Consider the following 23,312-nt stretch of genomic DNA (forward strand, 5'->3'; position numbering starts at 1 on the left):
GTAAGAATTAATTCTTGAATGTACAGCACAATGCAAAGCTGTCTTTTCCTTCGTCATTTACGCTAACTTTTATACAGTTTAAACTTTAAATGATTAGAGCCTTGATGTTTTTCGCCCATATCAGCCCGAACATTACTGTTTTGAAATACAGAAAATTGATTTGTTTTAATCTCTTTTTAAATTCTACAAGTATATGATTTATCAGGTTCATCTTTACACTGTATTTTCATATCGTAAGAACAATTGTACAATAAAAATTGATTGTATTAATAAAATATCCCTTCCTTTAAATCGATACGGCGGAATTTATCAAAGAAAATGCTTCGTTCTACCAAATTTTCTTTACGATTAAATGCTTGATATTGCGATTGTAGGGGAAGATGAAAGGTTTTTAGGCATTCTTACCCACGCGAGAGTGATTGAACTACTACAAGAATCGTGGGGAGGTAGGTACACACTAACCCTTGGGACAATTGAACCCTAATAAGTTTATACTTACTACAAAAACAAACAAACTCGTCCTACTAAAAGGGGAGTTTGTTTGTTTTTTGTTCAGATAAAGGAATGTTCATGCAAAATTGCACACTATGTTCCCTATTTTGTATAGAATACTTTATATCTAGTGTTTCAAGAATTTGTTTAACAATATATAGACCTAAACCACTTCCTCCGGTATTTCGATTCCTAGATTTTTCAATTCGATAAAATGGTTTGAAAATTTGTTGTATATCTTCATCTTTAATATTGATACCTGTATTTATAATTTGCATTTTAATTTGACCTTGTTTAGAATCCTTACTTAACTTTATATAGACTTTTTCATTATGTGGTGAATACATAACTGCATTATGGATAATATTTTTACATGCTTTTTCAAAAAGAACACGATCTGTATAAACAGAAAGGTCAGAGTCAATTTCTTTTATTATTTGGATGCTTTTTTGAGAAGCGAAAAATTCAAGATCTTTTGTGATTGTACCAATTAACTTTGAAAGATTAACTTCTTCTATTTTTAGTTTAAAAGTGTGTTGTTCTAACTTTGACATACTTAAAATTTCACGAACTAATTGTTCCATACTTTCAATAATTTGATGATTTTTCTTTAAATATTGATCACGATTTTGATAAGGGCCAATATTGTATATCATCCCTTCTAAGTATCCTTTCATTACAGTAAGAGGGGACTTTAATTCATGTGCTACAATCGCAAAAAACTCTCTGCGTTTTGTTTCTATTTCTCTTTCTTTTTCAATATCATTTTTTAATTGTTCATTTGCTTTTTTTAAATCAAACATAGCTTGTTGTAAGTTAATAGACATGTCATTCAAACTATTAGATAATTCTCCTAACTCATCTGTAGAACGAACCTCAATTTTTTCGGAGAAATCTAAATTTGCCATCTTTTGTGCACCCTCATTAATATAAATAAGTGGCTTTGTAATAAACCTGGAATAGAAATAAGCACTCCCTATACCAATTACGATCACAATGATACTAATATAGGGGAGAAAGCGCACTAATACTTGCGAAGCTTCATCAATCGGTTGAAATGTTGCGAACACTACAAGCGTTAAACTACCATCTTGGAATTGAATTGGTTCCGTAACATTATATGAATTGCTAATGGTACCTGCATTCTCAAATCGTGCTGCTTTAGTAACTACTGTTGTTTGTGTACCACGTTGAATAAAAGAAAATGAAGGCGAGTAAATAATTATTCCTTCTTTATTTTGAAGCGAAAGCATCGCGTTATTTTTTTTTGCGTATTCATCAAAAAGTGGTATCGCATCTTGAAACGTAAGATCTTTTGACTTATCAATTATTTCTTTTATCCCTGTTTGAAGTTGATCTGTTTTGTATTGCTCATAAAACGTAGGGAGAAAGAAATATAAAGTTAAATAAATCAATACTGCAAAGGATAACAAGATGAGAGATGTAGTCATAAAGAGTTTATAAGTAATTTGCTTCATCTTCATGATTTTTAAAATTTTATTCATCCACTTTATAACCAATACCCTTTATTGTTTTAATGTAGGGAATAGCTAGTTTTTTACGTAGGTTTTTAATATGTGTATCAATTATTCGTGTTTCTCCAAAATAATCGTATCCCCAAACTTTTTCTACGATATTTTCTCTTGTAAGTACTTTTCTCTCATTTTGAAATAGTAGTTGTAGAATTTCGAACTCTTTGGTCGTTAACAAAATTTCAACATCATCTACATATACTCGATATGCATCAACATCAATGCGCACTTCTTTAAATACCAAATGATTATTTACATTTTTATCATAACTTCTTCTAAGTACAGCTTCGACTCGTCTAATTAAAACATGAAACGAAAAGGGTTTTGTTATATAATCATCAATCCCAAGATCGAACCCTTTCATTTGATCTTCCTCTTCTTCTAACGCAGTTAGCATAATAATTGGTATGTTTGACTGACTTCGAATCATTTTAGCAACTTCAAATCCATTAAGATTGGGCATCATTACATCTAGAAGAACTAAATCAAAGGATTGCTTATTAAATTGTGTCATACCCTCTAGTCCATCTGAAGCAACTACCACTGTATACTGTTGTGTCATTAAAAATTGTTTAATTAATTCCTGAATTTCTTGATCGTCCTCAACCACGAGGATATGATAGTTTTTCATAATATCACCTCTGGTAGTCATTATAGCCGTACTATCTGTAGTTTATGTGGAGATACAGTAGGAAACTTCATAGGACGTTTAACGTGTTAACTCCATTTTCAAGATCCTGTATTCTCCATAAAAAAGTATTATTACCCATATTCCTTTTTTATGGAGAAATATTTGTGTGCTTGAAAAAACTTATCATATAAAAAGCTGAACGATTAATATTTACAAAAAACTAATGTATAATAATGTAAATTGTATGTAGTTTTTTAACTGTTTGAAAATATACTTTTGATACTTTACTAGAAGGGGAAAGGGAGATGAATTTAAATATAAAAGAAGCCAGCGAAATTCTAGAGCGTACGCCACAAACTTTGTAGTTTTTTTGCTAATTTAGTAAAGGCCTAAGGTGCGAACAAGGGATTATTTAAATCATGTGAGAAAGGTTGTGAAATTATTTGAGGAGTTATAAAGCTATGCTGTTTGATTTAGATGATACGTTACTTGATAGGGATAAGGCAGTAGATAACTTGTTTTTATTAGTTTTAGAAAAGTGTTATGAGGATGTTAGTGATACAGTCAAAAACAATATGTTACAGAAATTCAAAGAATACGATAAAAGGGAATACGGCATTAGTAATAAAACGATAGTTTTAGAATCATTATTTGATGAATTCGCGCCAATATATAGATTACCACACAATTATATCCAAGATTTTTGGAATGAAAATTTCCCTACATGTTTTTCAATAGACCAAAATACTATTCATTTCTTAAATCATATAAAGAGTCACTTTAAAATTGGAATTATAACAAACGGCTCAACGCATAGACAAAAAGCTAAAATAATTAACACGAATTTAAACAATTACTTTGATACGATTATTATTTCTGAAGAAGTGGGACTTAGTAAACCTGATAAACGTATATTCGAACTAGCATTAAATAAGCTTAATGTGCAACCAGAAGATGTATTATTTATTGGAGATGACTTAGAAAAGGATATTGCTGGTCCTCAAAATGCAAATATAAATGGTGTGTGGTTTAACCCTCAGAAAATCAAGAATACTACCCAAATACAACCATATGCCGAGATTAACACTTTGGATAGTTTGTTAAGTTATGTTAATCCACAATATTTTTATAACAAGTAAAAGCAATTTCATATATATATTCAAAAATATAAAAAGAGAAACTATCATTAATTTCATTGACCGTATTAGTAATAAAAAATAGATATTTACAATAAAAAATAGTGGCGATTTTAATAGTTGCGGCTAATTTAATCTATGGTTAATACGAAGTTTTTTAAAATAATTTTACTCATACTGTGTAAATTATAAAGGGGTGGGACTATGGAAATAAAGAAAGTAGTAATCGATGGAATCAATATTGCGGTCATTAGAAACGATAAGGTATTAATATCGGATGTTCAGTCTGCATTAGATACTATAGCAACAGTTCAATATGAGGTAGATGCGAAACATATTATTATCCATAAATCTTTAATAAGTGAAGATTTCTTTGATCTAAAAACACGCCTTGCTGGTGATATCCTTCAAAAGTTTATAAATTACAGAGTAAAGATTGCTATCATTGGAGATTTCTCTATGTATACGAGTAAAAGCTTAAAGGATTTTATTTATGAATGTAATAAAGGAAAAGACATTTTTTACTTAGCAACTGAACAACAAGCAATTGAAAAACTAAGTACATTAGAATGATAACAATACCTCTTTTTCATGTCGTTTATTATTTACAACATATAAGAACTGACGTTTGTGGTAAACTAAGAAATGAATAAAGGGGGAGTTCTCTTGAACAATTTTAATGATACGATCCGAAATTTAAACAATATAGTTTACAAACCTAACAATTTAATAATTACGAATTTAAAAGAAGAAAAGCAAAACGCAGAATATGCAGGATGTTTATTTCACTTAAATAACAAAAGCATTCGTTTTAGAAAATCAAAAATTACTCCTAATAAAATTGGTCAATTTGTTTCTTTTTGGGAGAAAGATGACAATATGCAAAATCAAGCGTTTTCTTATGACGCTGCTCCTGAATTATTAGTTATCACTTGTATAGATGATAATAAACTAGGACAATTTATTTTCCCTAAAGAGATTCTTCTTAAGGAAAAAATCTTGAGAACACAAAATCAAAAAGGCAAGATGGCTATGAGGATTTATCCTATATGGGATAACCCTGTTAGCAATCAAGCTAAAAAGAGCCAAATGTGGCAACTTCAATATTTTGTTGATTTAAGCGATCATAATAATTTACCTATAGACAAACTATTACATTTGTATTCGTAACTTCTTATCTTAAGTAATCTTGTGAGTTAGACTTTTTGTACCGGTACAGTTAAACGAAATGTACATTGTTTCCGTACCCCATCAAATTTACAATCAGCATATACTATTTTAACTTATACATTTTAAGGGGTGCTGACTATGACAAGTCTACAACATAAGCTTTTTACAAGATTGAATCTTGCAAAGCGTACTGAAGTGAAGTTTGAAGAATTAAATACAATTCTCTTTGCATTTGCACACACTATACCATTTGAGAATTTGGATGTTATAGCACGTAATACGAATGCAATTACTATGGAAAATTTACAGGATAAAATTTCAACTAGATCCCGCGGCGGACTTTGTTATGAATTAAATACTCTTTTTTACTACTTTTTAAAAGATTGTGGTTATGATGTACAACTTGCATTAGGTACCGTATATAAAAATGATATAAACGCTTGGGCACTTGAGGATGGACATATAACGATTATTCTAAATTATGATAACGTACGATACTTAATTGATGTAGGTATTGCTTCCTTAGTACCTTTAATCCCTATACCTTTTACTGAAGAGCCTGTTTCCTCTAAAAATGGTTCGTATCGAGTGAGAAAACGAGACACAAGTAAAGGAAATTACGTTCTAGAAAAAAAAGATACGAACGGAGAGTGGAAAGTTTGTCATGCCTTTTATAATCGTATCATTGATGAGGCAGTAGTGAATGATGTTCAAAAAAGAGTAATAGAAGATGAGAAATCTATTTTCAATAAAGGACCTATTGCGGTCAAATTAACAGACTCTGGCCATGTCTCTTTAACGAATACAAGTTTAACTGAAATGATTCATGGGGAAAAAACGAAACGTGAAATTACAGAAGATCAATATAGAGAGCTTTTATATACTTTATTTGCAATTAAGTTATGATAAAACAAATAGCCGGTTCTTATTCAGAACCGGCTATTATATTAATTTTGATTTAAAATAACTATTAAAGTTTAATTTTCTTAATAGATATAATACACTAGAACGGTATGAAAAAGTATGTACAATGAATTTTGAATGTAAAGGAAGATTTTTATGTCAGTTATCGATAAATTGAAGCTTAACAAGTATACGAATATGGTTGTTATTAATGAACCAAGTGATTACGAAGTTTTTACAGATAAAGAAACTGTATTTTCAAAAGAACACGATGCCATTTTTATTTTTGTAGAAACACTTGATGAAATGATGAAACAAACGAATTATATTATTAGTAATGAAGAGTTACTAATTGAAAAAGGTTATATATTCTTCGCATATCCGAAAAAAGGTAACTCTCGCTACAGTACGTTTATTCACCGTGATGAGATGTTTCCAGCATTAAACGTTGGAGAAGATGGATATGTGGGAAAAAGCGATATTAAATTTGCGCGAATGGTAAGTATGGATGACGTTTTTACTGTTGTAGGTTTAAAGCGTGAGAAGAAAAAAGCGACGAAAACGCCTGCCATGAGCCAATGTGTAGCTGATTATGCAGATCGAATTCAAGATGTTGAAGTTTTATTAACTAATCATCCAAATGAACTTAAGTTTTATCAAAGTTTAACACCTGGATACCAAAAAGATTGGGCACGTAATCTGTTTTCTGTAAAACAAGAAAAAACACGTGAAAAACGTCTTGAAAAAATGATTGAAATTCTTTCACAAGGCTATAAAACAATTGAATTATTTCGTAAAAAGAAAAAGTAAGACTAGGCAATTCACAATGATGCAACAATTAATTGCGTTTGGCACATTGAAAAAAGGATTCCTTTCAGTATACTAAAGTATGTTCTTATATTTAAATAATTAGCAAAAGAAAAAAGGTGTTTGAAATGAAATCGTATATTGTAGTTGGAGCTGGCATTTTAGGAGCGTCTACTGCCTATCATCTTGCTAAGGCTGGCGCGAACATTACTATCGTTGATCGTCAACAAGTAGGTCAAGCAACGGATGCAGCAGCAGGTATTGTCTGTCCATGGCTTTCGCAACGTCGTAATAAAGCGTGGTATAGAATCGTTAAAGGCGGTGCACGTTACTATTCTTCCTTAATTCAGCAATTAGAAGAAGACGGTGAAACGGATACAGGTTACAACCGTGTAGGTGCAATTAGTTTACATACTGATGAGAAAAAACTAGATCAGATGGAAGAGCGAGCTTATAAACGCCGTGAAGATGCACCAGAGATTGGTGAAATTACGCGTTTATCAGCTGAAGAAACGAAAAAATTATTCCCGGCATTATCAGAAGAATATAGTTCTGTTCATATTAGTGGTGCTGCACGAGTAAACGGAAGATTATTACGCAACGCATTAATAAGCGCTGCGAAAAAACATGGTGCAACTTTTATAAAAGGCGATGCAGTATTAGTCTGTGAAGGTAATCATATTAATGGAGTTAAAGTAAACGATGAAACAATTTTAGCAGAAAAGGTTATTGTAACTGCAGGTGCATGGGCGAACGAAATCTTGAACCCATTAGGAATTAATTTCTTAGTTACGTTCCAAAAAGGACAAATTGTTCATCTGCAAATGGAAAATACAGCAACAGAAAATATGCCAGTTGTTATGCCGCCAAATGATCAATACATTTTAACGTTTGACAATGGCCATGTCGTAATTGGTGCAACACATGAGAATGATACTGGTTTTGATCACCGTGTAACGGCTGGTGGTTTAAATGAAGTTTTCCAAAAAGCATTAACAGTTGCACCTGGATTAGAAAATGCTACCATGCTTGAAACGAGAGTTGGATTCAGACCATTTACGCCAGGATTCTTACCTGTTATTGGCCCGCTTCCTAACTTTGAAGGCATTCTCGTTGCGAACGGATTAGGTGCTTCAGGTTTAACTGCAGGTCCATATTTAGGGTCAGAACTTGCTAAATTAGCGCTGGGACAATCAATTGAATTAGATTTAAATGATTATGATGTTGCTGGCGCAATTGAATAATATGGGGTACTGCTAACATTTAGAAAAAAACACGCTAAGCGAATTCGACAGGAAATAAGCGGTTTTTCCCTCCGTTAAGAGTAAGTCTGTATATGAAAAATAAAATTCTTTAAAAATAGAGGGCTGACACCATAAACCTGCATTATTAATGTAGAATTGTGATGTTTGCTCTTTATTTATATTTATTTAAAGCTTATTTTTGAGAGGAGGTTAAGCAATGAGAGCACCATATCAAGTATTAATATTTCCTTATATAAAAACTGACGATTCTATTCAATATGCCATTTTCAACCGAAGTGATTATGGTTATTGGCAAGGAATAGCTGGTGGTGGAGAAGACGGTGAGATTCCTATTGAATCAGCAAAACGGGAAGCGTTTGAAGAAGCTGGTATTACAAGAGAATGCCCATATATAAAATTAGATTCTGTGTCTTCACTACCAGTAGAGGATGTAGTTGGAGGATTCCTTTGGGGAGAAGATGTTTATGTAATAAAAGAATTTTCTTTCGGAGTTAAAGTCCCTACAAAAAACATCTCATTATCTAAAGAACACTTCAATTATAAGTGGTTATGCTTTGAGGAAGCAGTAACGCTTTTGAAATGGGATAGCAACAAAACAGCATTATGGGAATTAAACAAAAGACTATTAAAATAATTAAAGTGTTAGCTAATAACGATATTAGTGGAACAAGAATTAAACAATTTAAAAAAACCTTGCTACATATGGAGTGTAGCAAGGCTTTTATTTTTCGTAGCAATATTTATAGACATATGTAACACATCCCTTCTTGTTTTCACATAAACATTTTTTCTTTTATACAATAAAAGAAATTTAACAAGAATATATATACAGCATTACAAATCAATATTTTCCTGTTAAACCACCTGTTTTAAATAGAAATACGACTGATAAAACGATAACAACAGCCTTCAAACTTCCCCAATATGGATAAACAGTATGATCTGTTAAACTAGCATATTGAAAAATATTCTCTAAACCGAAAATTCCTATAATGACTGCCAAAAGAAATGCAGCTTTTCCTATATTCGTATTACGATAGAGGGTAAATAAGTATATTGCACATATAAGCGGTACGATGATTTGTAGTAAGATTGCCATAGATTGTCCCCCTAATTTATGTTTTATACTTATTATTATACTATAAATGTAATAATAAGGGATATAAGTTAATTGATGCTAAGTAGAAAACTGACTTGTCTATAGTTTTGATACTAATTGAACTACTCTAATCATATTCTTCTATATAAAAAAGAATACAAAGGGGTGTAAAGTTAATTGACAAAAGTTAAGGTTAGTTTACGACCCATTGTTCATAACATAAATTTACCCACTGTAATAAAAACAGTTATTCTTCCAGGCGAATCGACTGAAAGGCTATTTATCGCAACCCAATTAGGGGAGATTTTCTACATAGGAGACGGCGTCATAAAAACATTTTTAAATATTCGTCATCTGATAATTACATTAGGCACATCTGAAGAAGGTGTTTCTAGTAGTGGCTATGATGAGCGGGGATTGCTAGGACTTGCGTTTCATCCACAATTTTATCAAAACGGTTTATTTTATCTTCATTATTCAGTAGCTGGAACCCAAGGTCCAGGTGCGCTTTCTGAACAATTTAAACCGAATCCTTGTGACCCGAAAACTTTAAACTTAAAGTGGCTAAATAGAGATACTCAATATGATCATATTGATACAATTGAAGAATGGATTTTACAATCAAACGCTCAACCTCAAAAACGGAGAACATTACTTCATATAAAACGCCCATTTTTTAATCATAATGGAGTAAATACATTAAACTTTTCTCCAGAGACGGGGAAACTTGTTTTTACAAATGGTGATGGTGGCTCGGGTTATGATCCATTTAATTTAAGCCAAGATGATTTAGAAATAGCAGGTAAAATCATTGAAATCGATGTAAGCAAAAATATATTTATAAATAATCCTCCAGTAGTTACGCGCTTTAATGAACTTCCTCTATCTATACAAGAAACACTTACAGTAATTGTGAAAGGTGTTCGTAATATAACCGGCATTTCATTCCAAAGATTTTATAATCAATATATCAAATACGCCGGTAATGTCGGGCAAGATATTGTAGAGTCTATTTTTTCATTTGTCCAATATAAACCGATACCGGTTACTGAACTTGTTCAAATGCATGTAATGAGATTAACTCCCAATCAAGATGGATTTATTAATTTTGGTTGGAGAGGATGGGAAGGAGAATTACCTACTTCTTTTATAAGGCACTGTTCTGAGAATCCTAATTTGGATAAGAGAACAATGGCTTATTATAATGAAACAATAGAAACATCAGTGAAGCGAATTCAGCCACTAATTAGTTATTTTCATAAAGACCCCAGACCAGATAAGTTTGGAGGAACTTCAGTAACAGGAGTTCAGCCATATATGGGAACTGCAATCCCAAATTTAAATGGTAGCGTTGTGTTTACCGACCTTGCTAAGAAAGAAGATTCACGGCCGCCAGTTAAAGGTGTTTTAGCATATGTTAGGGCAGGTACAGACGGTAAACATACTGACTTTCATGTTATTGAAACCAATTATGATTTCGGTACGCAAGCAGCTTATTATATGAGTTTAGGGACAAATTCGGATCAAACCAGGTTATATTTAGGAGTTTATGGTTCTATGAAAGTAACTGACTTTAACAAAGGTACTATTTTTGAAATTGTTCCTTAATATGATATAAATTCTCTGATTCATTCTTTTTACAATTGTCTAATGTATAGTGATTGATTTCTAGAGGAGGATACAAATAAACAATAAGTGTATGAATAAAATAGAAAAGTGATGAATTAGGTATCTTTAGGGGGATTTTGATGAATCGGTTTGTACGTTATTGGTGTCAACTTATGATAGAGAATGATGCGAACTTTGTTCATAAAAGAAAATTGTCCCTAGCAAATAAGTTAGTCATTACAGCTTTAATGAGTGCTGTGGCCACTATGTTTCAAGCGGCGGGAAACTTAATTCCTGGTATAGGATTATTCATTAGTCCTTTTGCGACATTACCAATTTTTTTGGCTATTTGCTACTCTATTCGTGAGGGAGTACTTTCTTATATTCTTACTATTCTCCTATTATTTATTATTGAGCCAAGTGAACTAATTGTATTTCCCTTTACTACAGGCTTATTAGGTATAGCCTTAGGACTTTCCTTTATACAATTCAAGAGGAGAATTTGGGTAATTTCCTTTTCTGCGATTTGTCTACTTATAGGAATTATGATTGTTCTAGATATTTTCCGTTTTCCAGTACTTGGTCCTACTATTCATACAACTATGGATATAAAAATTATTTTATCAATATTTATACTGAGCTTTCTATACTGCTGGATCTATGCAGGGCTTTGTAGAATATTGTTGAATAGAGTATATAAAGTATGGTTCTAACAACTGCATAGAATGGAGATTTAAATCATGTATAACATTGAAATTAGAAGACCTAATTCGGATGATTTAGTGGAACTTCACTTGTTTTTCCATATAGTTATAACGAATGCATATAAAGACGAAGGATTATCACAATTATCGGATGACATAGAAAATGAAATTAACATGAAAAAGCAATATTTGAAAACAGATTTTGATAGTAATGGAGAAAAACGTTACTTTTTATTAGCAATTGATACAAATAACGATAAAATCATTGGAACAATTGAAATTGGTTCAGCAAGTACGTTGATTAATAGTTGTACAGGCGGTGTACTTAAGGATTTGTATGAAATAGGAACTGTATTTATACTTCCGGAGTATCAAAGAAAGGGTATAGGGAGTTTACTACTAAACACAATGTTTCTTACGCTACTTAGCAGGGGAATAACAGAATACTGTTTAGATAGTGGCTACAAAAAAGCGCAAAGTATATGGACGAAGAAGTTTGGAGAGCCTAGTTATGTACTGAAGGATTATTGGGGAGAATCAAGTGATCATATGATTTGGAAGAAGAGTTTACATGATACTCCTATAATATTTGAATTATAAAATGAAATATGCCTCTGAACGTAGCTTTTCTTACGTATGTATGCTATTATTTATCTTTATAATAAAAGAGGACGTGAATGAACTTGATTAAAATTAATATTCCTGAAGCTGATGTTTCAATTACTGAACGTAAACAAGTTATTAAAGGAGACGAGCCAATAATTACTCCAATTAATGGATTTATCGATTTCCACTTGTTCCCTAGAGATAAAGGCGGCATTTTTATGTTTTACAATATTAATGACGAACTTCTTTTCGTAGGTAAAGCTCGTAAAATTAGACAACGTATTAAGAAACATTTTGAAGACAATGTTTCACCAATTAAAAATCACCGCGATGAAGTGTACCGCATTGATGCATGTATCGTAGAAGATCCAACAGAAAGAGAAATTTACGAAACATATATCATTAATGAATATAAAGCAAAATATAACGTTGATAAAGTATTTTATAAATAAGCAACAAAAAACAATCCTAGCACATATACTGGGATTGTTTTTTTGTTGTTTCATTCTTCATTTCTTTCTCCTTTTTTAAAATGATTAGCAGCAATTAAACAGAAAAGCCCTATAAATAAAATTATAATTCCAACAGTTTTATGTTTTCCCTCAAAGAAAGGAATATCTGAAATAACATTTGTCATACATAATCCTATAAATACAAGGATAGGTCCTGCCCAAAGTAATACATTGCCGAACTTCGTATGTTGCCACATAGTAACCCTCCTCACTTCTTTTTACATATATATCCATAAAATGAAAGTAAATTCATAGAGAAATATAGTTTTTTTCATATCGAAAATTTAACCTTCATATATTGGTACAAGCAAACGAGAAAGGGGACCATCATGAATTGGTTAGAAGCTTTTATATTAGGGATCATTCAAGGTTTAACAGAGTTTTTGCCGATAAGCAGTACAGGGCATCTTTATTTAGGAAGGCATTTGTTTCAATTGGATGAAGCAGGATTGTTTTTAGATACGATGCTACATATTGGGACTTTACTTGCGGTATTTATTTATTACAAAAAAGAATTTATATATTTAATTAAAAATCCATTTTCAAAACTAATGTTACTACTTATCGTCGGGACGATACCCGCAGTTGTAATCGGCTTATTATTTAAAGACTTCTTTGAGGATATTTCAAAAACAGGTATTACGATAGGATGGGAGTTTTTAGTGACAGGATTCTTTCTCTACATGGCTGATAAACAAAAAAATGGTCGAAAAAAAATGGATAACATTACATATAAAGACGCATTTATTATCGGTTCCTTTCAAGCTGCTGCTATTTTTCCGGCAATTTCTCGCTCTGGTATGACAATCGTCGCTGCTTTATGGAGGAAGTTAGACCGTGAAACTGCTGCTTACTTTTCTTTTTTATTATCAACTCCTGCTATTGTTGGAGCTATCATTTTACAATTTGCAGATGTTTTTCAAGGGAAAGCTGAATCTATTTCTAGTACATCTTTAATTGTCGGAACGTTATCAGCAGCGTTCTTTGGTTACATAGCTGTTTCATGGATGATTCAATATTTAAAAAATCATTCCTTAAAAGTGTTTGCGTATTACGTATGGGGATTAGGCATTTTAATTTTAACGTTGCAATTTACTCATGTGTTTTAATTTAGTAACCATTCGTTTAGATCCTGTTTCATTCATACAAGGCAGGGTCTTTTTTCATTAAGGGGGAAAATATGTTTAATAAGGCTATCGTTATTGGTGGAAGTATCGCAGGAAAACTCGCAGCAAAAGCATTATCAACTTCTTTTAAAGAAGTAATCATTATAGAAGCTGGCGAAAAATGGGATGGAAAAACTTCGAGAAAAAGAGTTCCACAAAGTAATCATCCTCATGTGTTATTAAAAGGTGGAGAAAAAGCGATTGAGGAATTGTTTCCTAATATCACTAATGAATTAATCGAAGCAGGTAGTATCGTAAATAACTTTACTCGTGATATAAAATGGCATCAATTTGGTTTATGGAAACAGCCATTCATAGGAGAAATACATATGATTCAACAAAGTAGGTTTTTGCTTGAATGGCATATTCAAACACGAATAGATCATATTTCGAATATCACGAGTAAATTTGAAACATTGGTTGAGGGATTATTAGTAGATGGGAAGTTTAACAAAGTATGTGGAGTAAAAGCTAAATGTTTAGAGGCGGGCACACAAGAAGAAATTCAAGCAGATATTGTTGTTGATGCAAGCGGATTTGGTTCAAAAAGTATAGCGTGGTTACGTGAATACAATATTGAAGTGCAAGAAGAGAAAGTGCGCATTGATTTGTTTTACACAACTAGAATGTTTAAACTCAATGAAAATGAGAAATTAGACTGCTGTAATATGCTAATGTCTCCAAGTTTCCCTGACAATCCGTATGGTGTTCTTATTCAAACGATTGAGGATAATCGCTATTTTGTTACTTTCAGCGGATATGCAAATGAGAAAGCACCGCAAACAGATGATGAGTTTTATGATTTTGCTGAAAACCTATCAATTTCTAATGTGACAGATTTTCTAAATAAATCTGAGGCAATTTCAAATATCAAAACGTACAAAATTCCTTATCAAGTACGTCGGCGATTTGATTTAGTTAATCATTTACCAGAAGGGTTGTTAGTAGTTGGGGATGCACATTGTCGTTTTGACCCTGTTTTCGGGCAAGGTGTTTCAGTTGCTGCTATGGAAGCTCACCAATTGCAGTTACTTTTACAAAGGAGACAAAAGTTTGATAAAGCATTTACACAGCAATTTTATAAAAAGACCTCTAATATTATACAAACTCCTTGGGAAATGACTATAACGGAAATATCACGTCATCCGCAGCTAAAAAGAGAATTAACGATAAAGCAAAAAATTCAGCTTTGGTATACGAAACAAATCTATCAACTATCTGCAAGTGACTCTGACGTTTATATTCGATTAGTAAGAGTGATGAATTTAATTCGTAGTCCATTTCACCTATTTCATCCGAAAGTGCTACTTGCTGTTTTACTGAAGCGAAAGAAATAGCAGGAGATGAATCGATTGAAAAAGAATATATAACAGTTAGTAGATATAGAGGGAGTAATCGAGATGAAAATATACATAGAACAATTAAAGAAACACGATGCGAAGGATTTATTTACGTTTGAACTTACGAATAAGTCTTTTTTTGAAACAATGGTGCCAAATCGTGGCTCACAATATTACGATTTTGAATATTTTCAAAAACTACTAGACGATTTATTATTAGAACAGGCGGATGGAGATTCTTATTTTTATTTAATTCGTAATGAAGAAAAAGAAATTGTAGGACGAATAAATTTAGTAGATATAGATACGGAATTTCGAAGCAGTTCGTTAGGCTATCGAGTCGGAGAAAAGTTTACTAAAAAAGGAGTTGCAACAGCAGCTGTAAAATTAGTTTTAGACGTAGCGCAAAATAATAAAATTAATGAGATTCATGCTAAAACAACTACTAATAATCTCGCATCACAAAGTGTATTAGAAAAAAGCGGGTTTTCTTCTTATCAAGACGAAGCAGATATAAATTCTGTAGAATTAAACGGGGAACATGTGAAGTTTGTGCATTATATATGGAGAAATACTTCGCGCTTATAATAAGGGGGACTTATACATGAATGATTTACGTTATCCAATTGGGCAATTTACATACAAACGTCCTATAACTGAAGAAATGATTGATACATGGATTCAAGAAATTGAAGATTTACCTAATGAACTAGCAAAAGCAATTAAAGATTTAGATCAGAAGCAGTTAGACACACCGTATCGAGTTGGTGGATGGACGGTTCGTCAAGTAGTTCATCACGTTGTTGATAGCCATATGAATAGCTACATACGCTTTAAATTAGCACTAACAGAAAAGAATCCTACTATTAAACCATATAAAGAAGAGAAGTGGGCAGAACTACCTGATTCTAAATTACCAGTAGATGTTTCACTAGTAATGTTAGATTCATTACATAAAAGATGGGTTAACCTTTTATATTCTCTAGAAATTGAAGATCTAGAAAAGACATTTAATCACCCTGAAACTGGTGAAACAAAACTTGCTGCTGCAATTGGACTATATGCATGGCACGGACGTCATCATACAGCTCATATAAATTCATTAAGAAAGCGACTAAATTGGTAACATGGATATTACATTAGAGAAGGCAACAGAAATTGATGCAGCAGTTTTATTTCAAATGCAAATAGACTCATTTCGCCCTTTATTAAATAAATATAAAGACTATGAAACAAATCCAGCAAATGAATCTATTGAAAAAACTATTTTAAGGATAAATAATCCGAGTAACAACTTTTATAAGATGATAATTGATTCGAAACTTGTTGGAGCGATTTGTATATCCCAAAAAGAAAGACCTTATAAGTTTTGGATCAGTCCAATGTTTATTCATCCAAACTATCAAGGGAAAGGAATCGCTCAAAAGGTACTTATTTTAATTGAAAAGATGTTTCCAAAAGCACGGAGCTTTGAACTTGCTACGATTTTAGAAGAAGAAAGAAATTAAATGATAAAACTACACTTATTTATTACAAAAAAGAAAGGTAAAGCATTTGAAATACGCTTTACCTTTTTATGTTATTTCAGATTAAATATACAAAAACAATGCATATTCTTCCAAAATACTCGGGTTAGTAATTTTGATGATGAATAAACATACGGAAAGGCGTTATTTCGTCGTATATGTTACTAACGCTTTTTGAATGCTTAAAACACTATCGTCACCTTTAAATTCCTTCGTAATTGGCGTACTCAAACTAGATACCCAAATTTTAAGCTCAGCATCTAAATCAAAATGCCCAGCTGTTTCAATGCTAAATTGTGTAATACTTTTATAAGGAATAGAATGATACTCTGTTTTTTTACCTGATATCCCTTGTTTATCTACTAAAATAAGACGACGATTTGTAAATACGATTAAATCACGAATTAATTTATAAGCGTGTTCAACTTTCTCATCGTCTAACATAATCTTCTCTAAATCACGTTCTACACTTTCTGTACTCGCATTTGATGCATTTCCTAAAATACCGCTAAATAAACCCATAGGAAATTCCTCCTCCGTTATTTGTGGATTGTGTTACTTATATTGTACCATGCTATTTACTAAGAAATTATGACATTACTTTAGTAGTTTATGGTTATTATTGCAATTCATTTATATAACCTCATCTTAAAGTCTTGTGCTAACATGTAAGTAAGAAAAAAGAAGCAGAGGGATATAGCATGAAAAATATAGGTTTAGTATTAGAGGGCGGAGGAATGAAAGGTCTATATACTGCAGGAGTACTCGAATATTTTATGGAAGAGAACTTATTCTTTCCGTATGTAGTTGGCGTATCCGCTGGTGCATGTATGGGCGCAACTTATTTATCACGTCAAAAAGGAAGGAATAAAAAAGTAAATACAGAGCTAGTGTCAGATTACCGATATATATCTTATCGAAATTTGATTCGAAAACGTGAATTATTTGGAATGGACTTTTTATTTGATGAAGTCCCTAATAAAGTTGTTCCATTTGATTTTCAAACTTTCTTAAACTCAAGTGAACAGTTTGTCATAGGAACGACTGATTGTGATTCAGGAAAAGCAGTTTATTACAATAAAACAGAACATGGAAATGATATTTTAAAAATCATTCGCGCATCAAGTTCTGTCCCATTTATAGCGCCTGCTGTAGAATATGATAATCGAAAATTGTTAGATGGAGGGATTATAGATCCTATACCGGTTCTAAAAGCACAAACTGATGGTTATCAAAAGAACGTTGTCATTATGACAAAGCCAGAAGGATATGAGAAGCAACGAAATAAATTTTCAGGATTGGCTAAAATTTTATATAGAAAATATCCAAATATCGCAGAGTCTTTAGTAGAACATTATCGTTTCTATAATGAGACGATATCTTATATGAATCATATAGAACAAAAAGACAACTTTTATGTCATTCAGCCTAGCGTACAGCTTCCTATAAGCGGAATAGAAAGAAATAAAGAAAAACTCGTTAATTTATATAATCTTGGTTATACAGATGCTCAATATCATTATGAAAAATTATTAAGTTGGATAGAGAAATAAAGGGGTGGAAAGTTGAAGTTAGGAAAACGAATTATTTTTAAGGAATTGCAGAAAATACATAGTCCACTGTACAAACCATTTCCGAATTGTGACATTCGAAAAGTACGAAAAGATTTTAATAATATGTTTACAGAAGATGATTGTATAAGCGCTGATTTAAATTGTTATTGGATGCATACAGCAGGTACTTTAAGTTACGTACTTAATAACAACGAAAAGGAGATTGTGTTTGATCAAATAAAGTGGCTAAGGAAATCATTTTATGAATGGTTTCCACAATATCGTTTTATAGAAACAGAAATTGTGAAGTATCCCATTTTATATAGAGATTTCATGAATTATGAGAAGGCCCGAAAACTATTACTATATTATCTTACTGAATAAAAATAAAAACGTACAAATTATGCTACTTGTACTTTTTTTGTTCATAAAAAATACAATTTTAATACCTTGTTTAAATAGGGATTCTAATACGAAGAAAGAAGTACATATAGAATGATGTAAGGGAGGGAGAGATGTTTAGTGGCCGTTTTCCTTTAATTCATTGTCCAACTCGAATATAGTTAGTTAACTGTGTTAAAATATTTCGAGTGAAATCAAGTACTTATTTTATCAAACATTAAACAAAATAAGTTAGAAGGGACAACATTAACATGGAAAACGTATCAAATATAGATAAATTGGAATCAATAAAATCTTTACAATCGACAATTCGTAAACTTGAAAATGCACTATCACAGATGACTGAAAAAGGTGCAAATACTATATTAGTGAAAAAACGACTTAATGCTGTTTGTGTAGGGTTAGCAGTGCTAGAAAACGTGTGGAATCAAGAAAGCCACCAGTATAGTCAAGAAGAGTTAGCAGAAGCTCGTCATGTACTTGCTGGTTTGCTTCCATCAATTGAGAGAGCCTATGATAAGTCTAAAGTTGGTAGTCCGCAAAGAACACTTTTAACAAGACGGATCAAAGCGTTGGAACTTTCTATTCAGGCAATTGATAAACTTACCTAATAAAAAGAAAGAACCACAACGAAGGAGGAAGTGGGGGTGACTTCAATAATTAGTCCTAAGTTAGAGGAACTGAATAATCAATTAAAAAATAGAAACGAGAAAGCTTTTTATACTTTTTTGCATGAAATAAAGTCAAATCATACGCCACTAATAGAACAATGTCCTGTAGATAATCAGTATAAGCTTATAACGTATTTATGGTTAGGAGACCAAAAAACTGAAAATGTTTATGTATTCGGAAGTTTTCCTGGTTGGGATCTGTCTGTAAATCAATTAAAACGATTGTCACAGACAGATATTTGGTATGTTACGTTTAGGACGAATCAGAGTTTTATTTCAACTTATTATTTTACAGAAAATGATTTTTTCGAAAATGATTGGATAAAGCGTAGTGAACAGTATCGACTAGACCCATATAATGAAAATACATTTGGAGAAGGTGCTAATAAAGCATCTGTGTTAAATATAGGAATGGAAGTACAGTATAGCAGTCGTTTTCCTTCAAATCATTATCCATCTGGGAGAATTGAAACATATTCTTTTCATAGTTCGGTTTTAAATAACACACGTAACATTCATATTTATACGCCTCATGATTATTCTCACACTTCACATCTTCAAAAACTTCTCATTGTATTTGATGGAAATTCATTCATTAATGACCTTTCAATCGCAAAAACACTTAATTATTTAATTTACGAAAAAGAAATCCCATCTTGTATTGCTGTTGCTATAGAACCAGTTGATCGATTAGAAGAGCTAACTTATAACGATAAAATGAATTTATTTTTAACGGAGGAATTACTTCCATGGATTCAGACAAAGTATCGTGTGCATCAAAAAGCGAACCATACAACAATTGCTGGATTCAGTCTTGGTGGCTTAGCAGCTTTTTATGCAGCGCTTCAAAATCCACATGTTTTCGAAAACGTGTTATCAATGTCTGGATCCGTGCATTGGAAAAAGGATGGTTATGAAAATCAAATTCCTTGGATTGAAAATCAAATTTCATCTATAGATTCCAATACGAGTCAAACTCATTTTTACATAGCAGCAGGAGAATTTGAAAACAAACCTCTTTTAACGGCTAATAGGCGCCTGTATAAAGCTTTAAAAGAAAAGGGATACCAAATTCACTTATGAAGAGTTTCGAGGCGGACATGACGGTGTGTGGTGGCGAGAAAAGTTGTTTGATGGATTGAAAGCATTAAAACTTAAAAAAACGACACTATAAAATAAAAAGGAGCGAGAATCTATGAATCAAGAAGAAATAGATAAAAAACTGAAAAAGCAAGAGATTTTAGTAAAAGATGAGAAAGTTTGGTCCTATACGTATGAGGATCATATTAGTTCTATCGTTAAAGAAGCAGAAAAGAAAGGGTCTTTTGATAATTTACTCGGTAAAGGGAAACCTCTTAATCTTGATAAAGACCTTTCGTACAATCCTGAAAAACAATTGTATAGAACGTTAAAGAATAATCATGTTTTACCTAGGTGGATTGAGCTTTCAAAGGAAATTGATGAATTAAAAGAAAAACTAAAAGATAATACAAATACTGCAGAAGCGGCGGATCTAATTCGAACTATTAATAAAAAGGTATTAGAACATAATTTACTTTGTCCACCAAGTGCGCAAAAAACGAGGGTGAAAACGGATTTTTAACAATTTTCAATTAAGCCATCTCTTGCTATATAATTAAGTAAGGTATTATCCATTCATTTTTAAAGGGAGGCAAATGTGATGAAGAATACGTATCAACTTCAAATTCCAAAAGAACTAGAAAAATATCGTAGTATTTTAGAAGAAAGTGTGAAACCGTATGTTAAAGTGTCTGGAACATTAGCAGAGACGACGCTTTTTGAGAGTAAGTTTGGTGGTTATCCGTATTTACCTATAGATCAAGAGCATCCTAAAGATTCAAATGGACAACCTATGATGTTACTTGCGCAGTTAAACTTTGAAGAAATGCCGCATGTTGAATATATGCCTCAAAAGGGAATATTACAGTTTTTCGTAAGTGCTGATGATGAGCTTTATGGAGCAGATTTAGATCATCGAACAAACCAAAAAGACTTTCGAATTATTTATCATTCTACAATTATAGAAGATTTAAATAAGGTTATTACTGATTTTAGTTATTTAAACACTTTAGAATTAGAGGACTTTATCATACCCGAAGCAGCGAAACTAAAGTTTGAATTAGGTTATCAACCCGTAACATCAAGAGATTATCGATTTGAAAAGATTTTTAGCGATAACATTGATTGGGAAGCAATTGTTGATGAAGAAAATAATACAGAATTAGGCGAACTGTATGATGATTTATGTAAAGATCAAGGGCATAAAATTGGTGGTTATCCATTTTTCACACAGACAGATCCAAGGGAATGGGAAGAAAAATACCAGCAACATGACATGTTATTGTTGCAAATTGATACAGATGATTCATTAAATATTATGTGGGGAGATTCTGGTGTTGCTAATTTCTTTATAAAGAAAGACGATTTATTAAATCTAGATTTTTCCAATGTTATTTACAATTGGGATTGTTATTAAAAACATATAACTAAAATACTAGCAAGCTAAAAAATCTTCCTAAAGGTGAGGGAGATTTTTTTATGTTAAAAATAAACGTTATGTTAACTAGAATAAAAAACAATGAGTGTAATGAAAGTCAAGCGTAAATAACAAAATAACAACAAATAATGTAAAGTTGTAAAACGTGTGTAAATAGCAATAAATTCATTAAGTAAAACATAAAATAAAATTACTAATTTATATTTTGTATAGAAATAATTTTTCTGTATAAAAATTTCTTGCCGATCAAAAATGATTTTGATTCGATAATTCTTATTGGATTATTGATTTGAATTTGCTGTGATGGATTGTATAGCAAAACAAACGATAAAAACTGTAGAAATACGTCTAGATAAAATTTTATGCAAATCTCACTAAAAATCTCCGTTTCGTCTCATTAAGTATAGTTTACTTGGTTTTTGATACCTGATATCGCTTTGTTTCTATAACTGCCTATAATATATATTATGTCAACTAGTAAAAAGTAATAAACTTATCATAAGTTAGTAATGTTCGGTATACTTCCCTTTTCTTTTATTTATTAGTGAATAGTTCGTTGATGCTGGATTAGTGTAAATAATCATTAATAAAACATAATAAAAAGCAACTTGTTTAATTATTAAATTTAAACAAGTTGCTTTGAACTTGAAAAATATTGTATTTACGCTTTAAATGCAAACCTTTATTTTTATAAATCCACTGTGAAAATTTATTAACATTATTTTTACCACTTAGGTAAATACGATATTGTTTTTCTTTGTCAACAAAACTTAATTGGAATTTATTATTCTCAAGGATATCTTTAAAAGAATTCATAAAATTATATGATCCTCCAACAAAGCTAACAAAGTATTTATGAGAGTTAACATGACCATCCCCATCAAAATATCCACGAACAAAATGATGTAAATATTCTTTAGGCACGAATGGAAATTTGATATTTAATGATTTACATGGCATAATTCCGTGTATGTTCATAAGGTCGTCTTTTATTGTTTTGCTATTAATATTTAGCATATATACACCTGTTTTTTTGTTTTGGTATAGCGGTTGATTTGTTTTTAGTTCTTTTTTTATATCTTCTAAAATATAACTTTCTTTTTGTGATACACTAACACATTGATTTTCTTTTTGTATGACACCATCCGCTGCTATAAACCCTAAAATATAAGCCATATTATGTGACCACGTTTTAAAATAATTTTCTGTTATGTCATACTTTCTCTTCCAACTCCCTATAGCGCGCCTTGGAACGTTGCTGTCTGATAGAACCATACGAATATACCTCGCAGACACATTAGCAAGCATAGCGATTTCTGAGGTACTCTTCCCTTCTACATACAGATGAATAATTTCAGATTTTGATAGTTTACATTTTGCTTTCTTTTTTCTCTCTATTTGCACTTACGTCCTCTCCTTCCTTTTAATAATTAGAGACATATTTTCTTCTATAACATATAACGAAACGTACGTTCTTTGCTGCTTATAAGAAGAACTTTACAAAATGAAAACAATTTACATTTACTTCGTATTCATTTTATCTGCTGCTGCATGGTTTTTATTTTATATATAAGAATAATGAATTTGACAAATTTATGAAATGTACTGCATTTAAGGTGAAAGGTAAAATGATTTCGTTTAAACTACAGATAGCTACAATAACAACATACG

General features: G+C 31.6%; 26 protein-coding genes and 2 pseudogenes. 22 read left to right on the forward strand and 6 right to left on the reverse strand.

The genetic code is table 11. The annotated features are described in order from the left end of the window. Positions 1 to 524: 524 nt before the first annotated feature. Positions 525 to 1,997 (reverse strand): HAMP domain-containing sensor histidine kinase, encoded by a 1,473-nt coding sequence (locus tag QEP67_RS14305; protein WP_001033672.1) that lies wholly within the window; start codon positions 1,995 to 1,997, stop codon positions 525 to 527. Continuing rightward, positions 1,990 to 2,655 carry a response regulator transcription factor gene (locus QEP67_RS14310; RefSeq protein ID WP_000800742.1) on the reverse strand — a complete coding sequence of 222 codons (666 nt, stop codon included), beginning with the start codon at positions 2,653 to 2,655 and terminating at the stop codon, positions 1,990 to 1,992. The genes QEP67_RS14305 and QEP67_RS14310 overlap by 8 nt, the downstream gene beginning before the upstream one ends. Before the next feature lie 461 nt (positions 2,656 to 3,116). Between QEP67_RS14310 and QEP67_RS14315 the strand changes: the two genes are divergently transcribed. From QEP67_RS14315 to QEP67_RS14345, 7 genes are all read left to right on the forward strand, one after another. Further along, on the forward strand, positions 3,117 to 3,794 hold the full coding sequence (locus tag QEP67_RS14315; RefSeq protein WP_000895700.1) for an HAD family hydrolase: 678 nt from the start codon (positions 3,117 to 3,119) through the stop codon (positions 3,792 to 3,794). 201 nt (positions 3,795 to 3,995) lie between these two features. Then, positions 3,996 to 4,364: a DUF4180 domain-containing protein gene (locus QEP67_RS14320; RefSeq protein WP_000403455.1), complete on the forward strand. Its 369-nt coding sequence runs from the start codon at positions 3,996 to 3,998 to the stop codon at positions 4,362 to 4,364. Positions 4,365 to 4,457: 93 nt separating this feature from the next. Further along, positions 4,458 to 4,961, forward strand: a complete 504-nt coding sequence (locus QEP67_RS14325) for a MepB family protein (protein ID WP_048566321.1) — start codon at positions 4,458 to 4,460, stop codon at positions 4,959 to 4,961. A 138-nt stretch (positions 4,962 to 5,099) separates the two neighbouring features. Further along, entirely contained in the window at positions 5,100 to 5,867 is a 768-nt protein-coding gene (locus tag QEP67_RS14330) for an arylamine N-acetyltransferase (RefSeq protein ID WP_000202764.1), read from the forward strand. A gap of 153 nt (positions 5,868 to 6,020) precedes the next feature. After that, entirely contained in the window at positions 6,021 to 6,674 is a 654-nt protein-coding gene (locus QEP67_RS14335) for a YdeI/OmpD-associated family protein (protein WP_000110853.1), read from the forward strand. Positions 6,675 to 6,799: 125 nt separating this feature from the next. Beyond that, positions 6,800 to 7,915: an FAD-binding oxidoreductase gene (locus QEP67_RS14340; protein ID WP_000844359.1), complete on the forward strand. Its 1,116-nt coding sequence runs from the start codon at positions 6,800 to 6,802 to the stop codon at positions 7,913 to 7,915. Positions 7,916 to 8,132: 217 nt separating this feature from the next. Beyond that, positions 8,133 to 8,570, forward strand: a complete 438-nt coding sequence (locus tag QEP67_RS14345) for an NUDIX pyrophosphatase (protein WP_001202599.1) — start codon at positions 8,133 to 8,135, stop codon at positions 8,568 to 8,570. A 207-nt stretch (positions 8,571 to 8,777) separates the two neighbouring features. On the opposite strand, the gene QEP67_RS14350 is transcribed toward QEP67_RS14345, so the two are convergent. Continuing rightward, entirely contained in the window at positions 8,778 to 9,035 is a 258-nt protein-coding gene (locus QEP67_RS14350) for a hypothetical protein (RefSeq protein WP_000996284.1), read from the reverse strand. A 177-nt stretch (positions 9,036 to 9,212) separates the two neighbouring features. Between QEP67_RS14350 and QEP67_RS14355 the strand changes: the two genes are divergently transcribed. The 4 genes from QEP67_RS14355 (at position 9,213) to QEP67_RS14370 (ending at position 12,405) form a co-directional block, all read left to right on the forward strand. Then, entirely contained in the window at positions 9,213 to 10,643 is a 1,431-nt protein-coding gene (locus QEP67_RS14355; protein WP_000169985.1) for a PQQ-dependent sugar dehydrogenase, read from the forward strand. 140 nt (positions 10,644 to 10,783) lie between these two features. After that, positions 10,784 to 11,356 (forward strand): hypothetical protein, encoded by a 573-nt coding sequence (locus QEP67_RS14360; protein ID WP_001079204.1) that lies wholly within the window; start codon positions 10,784 to 10,786, stop codon positions 11,354 to 11,356. Positions 11,357 to 11,383: 27 nt separating this feature from the next. Beyond that, positions 11,384 to 11,947: a GNAT family N-acetyltransferase gene (locus QEP67_RS14365; protein WP_000282325.1), complete on the forward strand. Its 564-nt coding sequence runs from the start codon at positions 11,384 to 11,386 to the stop codon at positions 11,945 to 11,947. Positions 11,948 to 12,024: 77 nt separating this feature from the next. Beyond that, the gene (locus tag QEP67_RS14370; protein WP_001048941.1) at positions 12,025 to 12,405 is read left to right on the forward strand and encodes a nucleotide excision repair endonuclease; all 381 of its coding nucleotides are present in this window, start codon (positions 12,025 to 12,027) and stop codon (positions 12,403 to 12,405) included. 50 nt (positions 12,406 to 12,455) lie between these two features. Here the strand turns inward: QEP67_RS14370 and QEP67_RS14375 are convergent, their stop codons facing one another. Beyond that, positions 12,456 to 12,662, reverse strand: coding sequence for a hypothetical protein (locus tag QEP67_RS14375; RefSeq protein WP_000267715.1), 207 nt, complete (start codon positions 12,660 to 12,662; stop codon positions 12,456 to 12,458). Between the two features lie 132 nt (positions 12,663 to 12,794). On the opposite strand from QEP67_RS14375, the gene QEP67_RS14380 reads away from it, so the two are divergent. From QEP67_RS14380 to QEP67_RS14400, 5 genes and pseudogenes are all read left to right on the forward strand, one after another. Then, positions 12,795 to 13,574, forward strand: coding sequence for an undecaprenyl-diphosphate phosphatase (locus QEP67_RS14380; protein WP_001104275.1), 780 nt, complete (start codon positions 12,795 to 12,797; stop codon positions 13,572 to 13,574). Between the two features lie 71 nt (positions 13,575 to 13,645). Continuing rightward, a complete protein-coding gene (locus QEP67_RS14385; protein ID WP_000482031.1) occupies positions 13,646 to 14,968 on the forward strand; it encodes an FAD/NAD(P)-binding protein in 1,323 nt (440 codons plus the stop codon). Positions 14,969 to 15,031: 63 nt separating this feature from the next. After that, positions 15,032 to 15,559, forward strand: coding sequence for a GNAT family N-acetyltransferase (locus tag QEP67_RS14390; RefSeq protein WP_000708339.1), 528 nt, complete (start codon positions 15,032 to 15,034; stop codon positions 15,557 to 15,559). Positions 15,560 to 15,575: 16 nt separating this feature from the next. Then, positions 15,576 to 16,097 carry a YfiT family bacillithiol transferase gene (locus tag QEP67_RS14395; RefSeq protein WP_000999065.1) on the forward strand — a complete coding sequence of 174 codons (522 nt, stop codon included), beginning with the start codon at positions 15,576 to 15,578 and terminating at the stop codon, positions 16,095 to 16,097. 1 nt (position 16,098) lies between these two features. Beyond that, positions 16,099 to 16,476 (forward strand): annotated as a pseudogene (locus QEP67_RS14400) (GNAT family N-acetyltransferase); the annotation flags it as partial. A gap of 165 nt (positions 16,477 to 16,641) precedes the next feature. Here QEP67_RS14400 and QEP67_RS14405 read toward each other — a convergent pair. Next, on the reverse strand, positions 16,642 to 17,019 hold the full coding sequence (locus QEP67_RS14405; protein ID WP_000522465.1) for a PH domain-containing protein: 378 nt from the start codon (positions 17,017 to 17,019) through the stop codon (positions 16,642 to 16,644). Between the two features lie 179 nt (positions 17,020 to 17,198). Between QEP67_RS14405 and QEP67_RS14410 the strand changes: the two genes are divergently transcribed. The 6 genes and pseudogenes from QEP67_RS14410 to QEP67_RS14435 all read left to right on the forward strand — a co-directional run bounded on the left by QEP67_RS14410 (position 17,199) and on the right by QEP67_RS14435 (position 21,620). Continuing rightward, positions 17,199 to 18,050 (forward strand): patatin family protein, encoded by an 852-nt coding sequence (locus QEP67_RS14410; protein WP_064459917.1) that lies wholly within the window; start codon positions 17,199 to 17,201, stop codon positions 18,048 to 18,050. Between the two features lie 12 nt (positions 18,051 to 18,062). Continuing rightward, positions 18,063 to 18,434, forward strand: coding sequence for a YxiJ-like family protein (locus tag QEP67_RS14415; protein ID WP_064459916.1), 372 nt, complete (start codon positions 18,063 to 18,065; stop codon positions 18,432 to 18,434). Positions 18,435 to 18,703: 269 nt separating this feature from the next. Further along, the gene (locus QEP67_RS14420; protein WP_000432662.1) at positions 18,704 to 19,063 is read left to right on the forward strand and encodes a hypothetical protein; all 360 of its coding nucleotides are present in this window, start codon (positions 18,704 to 18,706) and stop codon (positions 19,061 to 19,063) included. A 36-nt stretch (positions 19,064 to 19,099) separates the two neighbouring features. Further along, positions 19,100 to 20,297 (forward strand): annotated as a pseudogene (locus QEP67_RS14425) (alpha/beta hydrolase-fold protein). 21 nt (positions 20,298 to 20,318) lie between these two features. Beyond that, complete coding sequence (locus QEP67_RS14430) at positions 20,319 to 20,726, forward strand: DUF1992 domain-containing protein (protein ID WP_001070899.1); 408 nt, start codon at positions 20,319 to 20,321, stop codon at positions 20,724 to 20,726. A gap of 78 nt (positions 20,727 to 20,804) precedes the next feature. Further along, complete coding sequence (locus QEP67_RS14435; RefSeq protein WP_061672258.1) at positions 20,805 to 21,620, forward strand: YwqG family protein; 816 nt, start codon at positions 20,805 to 20,807, stop codon at positions 21,618 to 21,620. A 633-nt stretch (positions 21,621 to 22,253) separates the two neighbouring features. Here QEP67_RS14435 and QEP67_RS14440 read toward each other — a convergent pair. Next, positions 22,254 to 23,045 (reverse strand): LAGLIDADG family homing endonuclease, encoded by a 792-nt coding sequence (locus QEP67_RS14440; RefSeq protein ID WP_353706295.1) that lies wholly within the window; start codon positions 23,043 to 23,045, stop codon positions 22,254 to 22,256. Positions 23,046 to 23,312: the final 267 nt, after the last annotated feature.

The sequence above is a fragment of the Bacillus cereus group sp. MS39 genome (assembly GCF_040448665.1).
GTDB classification, from domain to species: Bacteria; Bacillota; Bacilli; order Bacillales; family Bacillaceae_G; genus Bacillus_A; species Bacillus_A wiedmannii.

Excerpts from the sequence above, each read along its gene's own strand:
- QEP67_RS14305 (WP_001033672.1), bottom strand. The coding sequence starts at position 1,997 with ATGAATAAAATTTTAAAAATCATGAAGATGAAGCAAATTACTTATAAA.
- QEP67_RS14350 (WP_000996284.1), bottom strand. The coding sequence starts at position 9,035 with ATGGCAATCTTACTACAAATCATCGTACCGCTTATATGTGCAATATAC.
- QEP67_RS14360 (WP_001079204.1), top strand. The coding sequence starts at position 10,784 with ATGAATCGGTTTGTACGTTATTGGTGTCAACTTATGATAGAGAATGAT.
- QEP67_RS14345 (WP_001202599.1), top strand. The coding sequence starts at position 8,133 with ATGAGAGCACCATATCAAGTATTAATATTTCCTTATATAAAAACTGAC.
- QEP67_RS14405 (WP_000522465.1), bottom strand. The coding sequence starts at position 17,019 with ATGGGTTTATTTAGCGGTATTTTAGGAAATGCATCAAATGCGAGTACA.
- QEP67_RS14390 (WP_000708339.1), top strand. The coding sequence starts at position 15,032 with ATGAAAATATACATAGAACAATTAAAGAAACACGATGCGAAGGATTTA.
- QEP67_RS14320 (WP_000403455.1), top strand. The coding sequence starts at position 3,996 with ATGGAAATAAAGAAAGTAGTAATCGATGGAATCAATATTGCGGTCATT.
- QEP67_RS14315 (WP_000895700.1), top strand. The coding sequence starts at position 3,117 with ATGCTGTTTGATTTAGATGATACGTTACTTGATAGGGATAAGGCAGTA.
- QEP67_RS14420 (WP_000432662.1), top strand. The coding sequence starts at position 18,704 with ATGGAAAACGTATCAAATATAGATAAATTGGAATCAATAAAATCTTTA.
- QEP67_RS14380 (WP_001104275.1), top strand. The coding sequence starts at position 12,795 with ATGAATTGGTTAGAAGCTTTTATATTAGGGATCATTCAAGGTTTAACA.
- QEP67_RS14395 (WP_000999065.1), top strand. The coding sequence starts at position 15,576 with ATGAATGATTTACGTTATCCAATTGGGCAATTTACATACAAACGTCCT.
- QEP67_RS14340 (WP_000844359.1), top strand. The coding sequence starts at position 6,800 with ATGAAATCGTATATTGTAGTTGGAGCTGGCATTTTAGGAGCGTCTACT.
- QEP67_RS14330 (WP_000202764.1), top strand. The coding sequence starts at position 5,100 with ATGACAAGTCTACAACATAAGCTTTTTACAAGATTGAATCTTGCAAAG.
- QEP67_RS14375 (WP_000267715.1), bottom strand. The coding sequence starts at position 12,662 with ATGTGGCAACATACGAAGTTCGGCAATGTATTACTTTGGGCAGGACCT.
- QEP67_RS14310 (WP_000800742.1), bottom strand. The coding sequence starts at position 2,655 with ATGAAAAACTATCATATCCTCGTGGTTGAGGACGATCAAGAAATTCAG.
- QEP67_RS14335 (WP_000110853.1), top strand. The coding sequence starts at position 6,021 with ATGTCAGTTATCGATAAATTGAAGCTTAACAAGTATACGAATATGGTT.
- QEP67_RS14385 (WP_000482031.1), top strand. The coding sequence starts at position 13,646 with ATGTTTAATAAGGCTATCGTTATTGGTGGAAGTATCGCAGGAAAACTC.
- QEP67_RS14410 (WP_064459917.1), top strand. The coding sequence starts at position 17,199 with ATGAAAAATATAGGTTTAGTATTAGAGGGCGGAGGAATGAAAGGTCTA.
- QEP67_RS14370 (WP_001048941.1), top strand. The coding sequence starts at position 12,025 with ATGAACTTGATTAAAATTAATATTCCTGAAGCTGATGTTTCAATTACT.
- QEP67_RS14430 (WP_001070899.1), top strand. The coding sequence starts at position 20,319 with ATGAATCAAGAAGAAATAGATAAAAAACTGAAAAAGCAAGAGATTTTA.
- QEP67_RS14365 (WP_000282325.1), top strand. The coding sequence starts at position 11,384 with ATGTATAACATTGAAATTAGAAGACCTAATTCGGATGATTTAGTGGAA.
- QEP67_RS14435 (WP_061672258.1), top strand. The coding sequence starts at position 20,805 with ATGAAGAATACGTATCAACTTCAAATTCCAAAAGAACTAGAAAAATAT.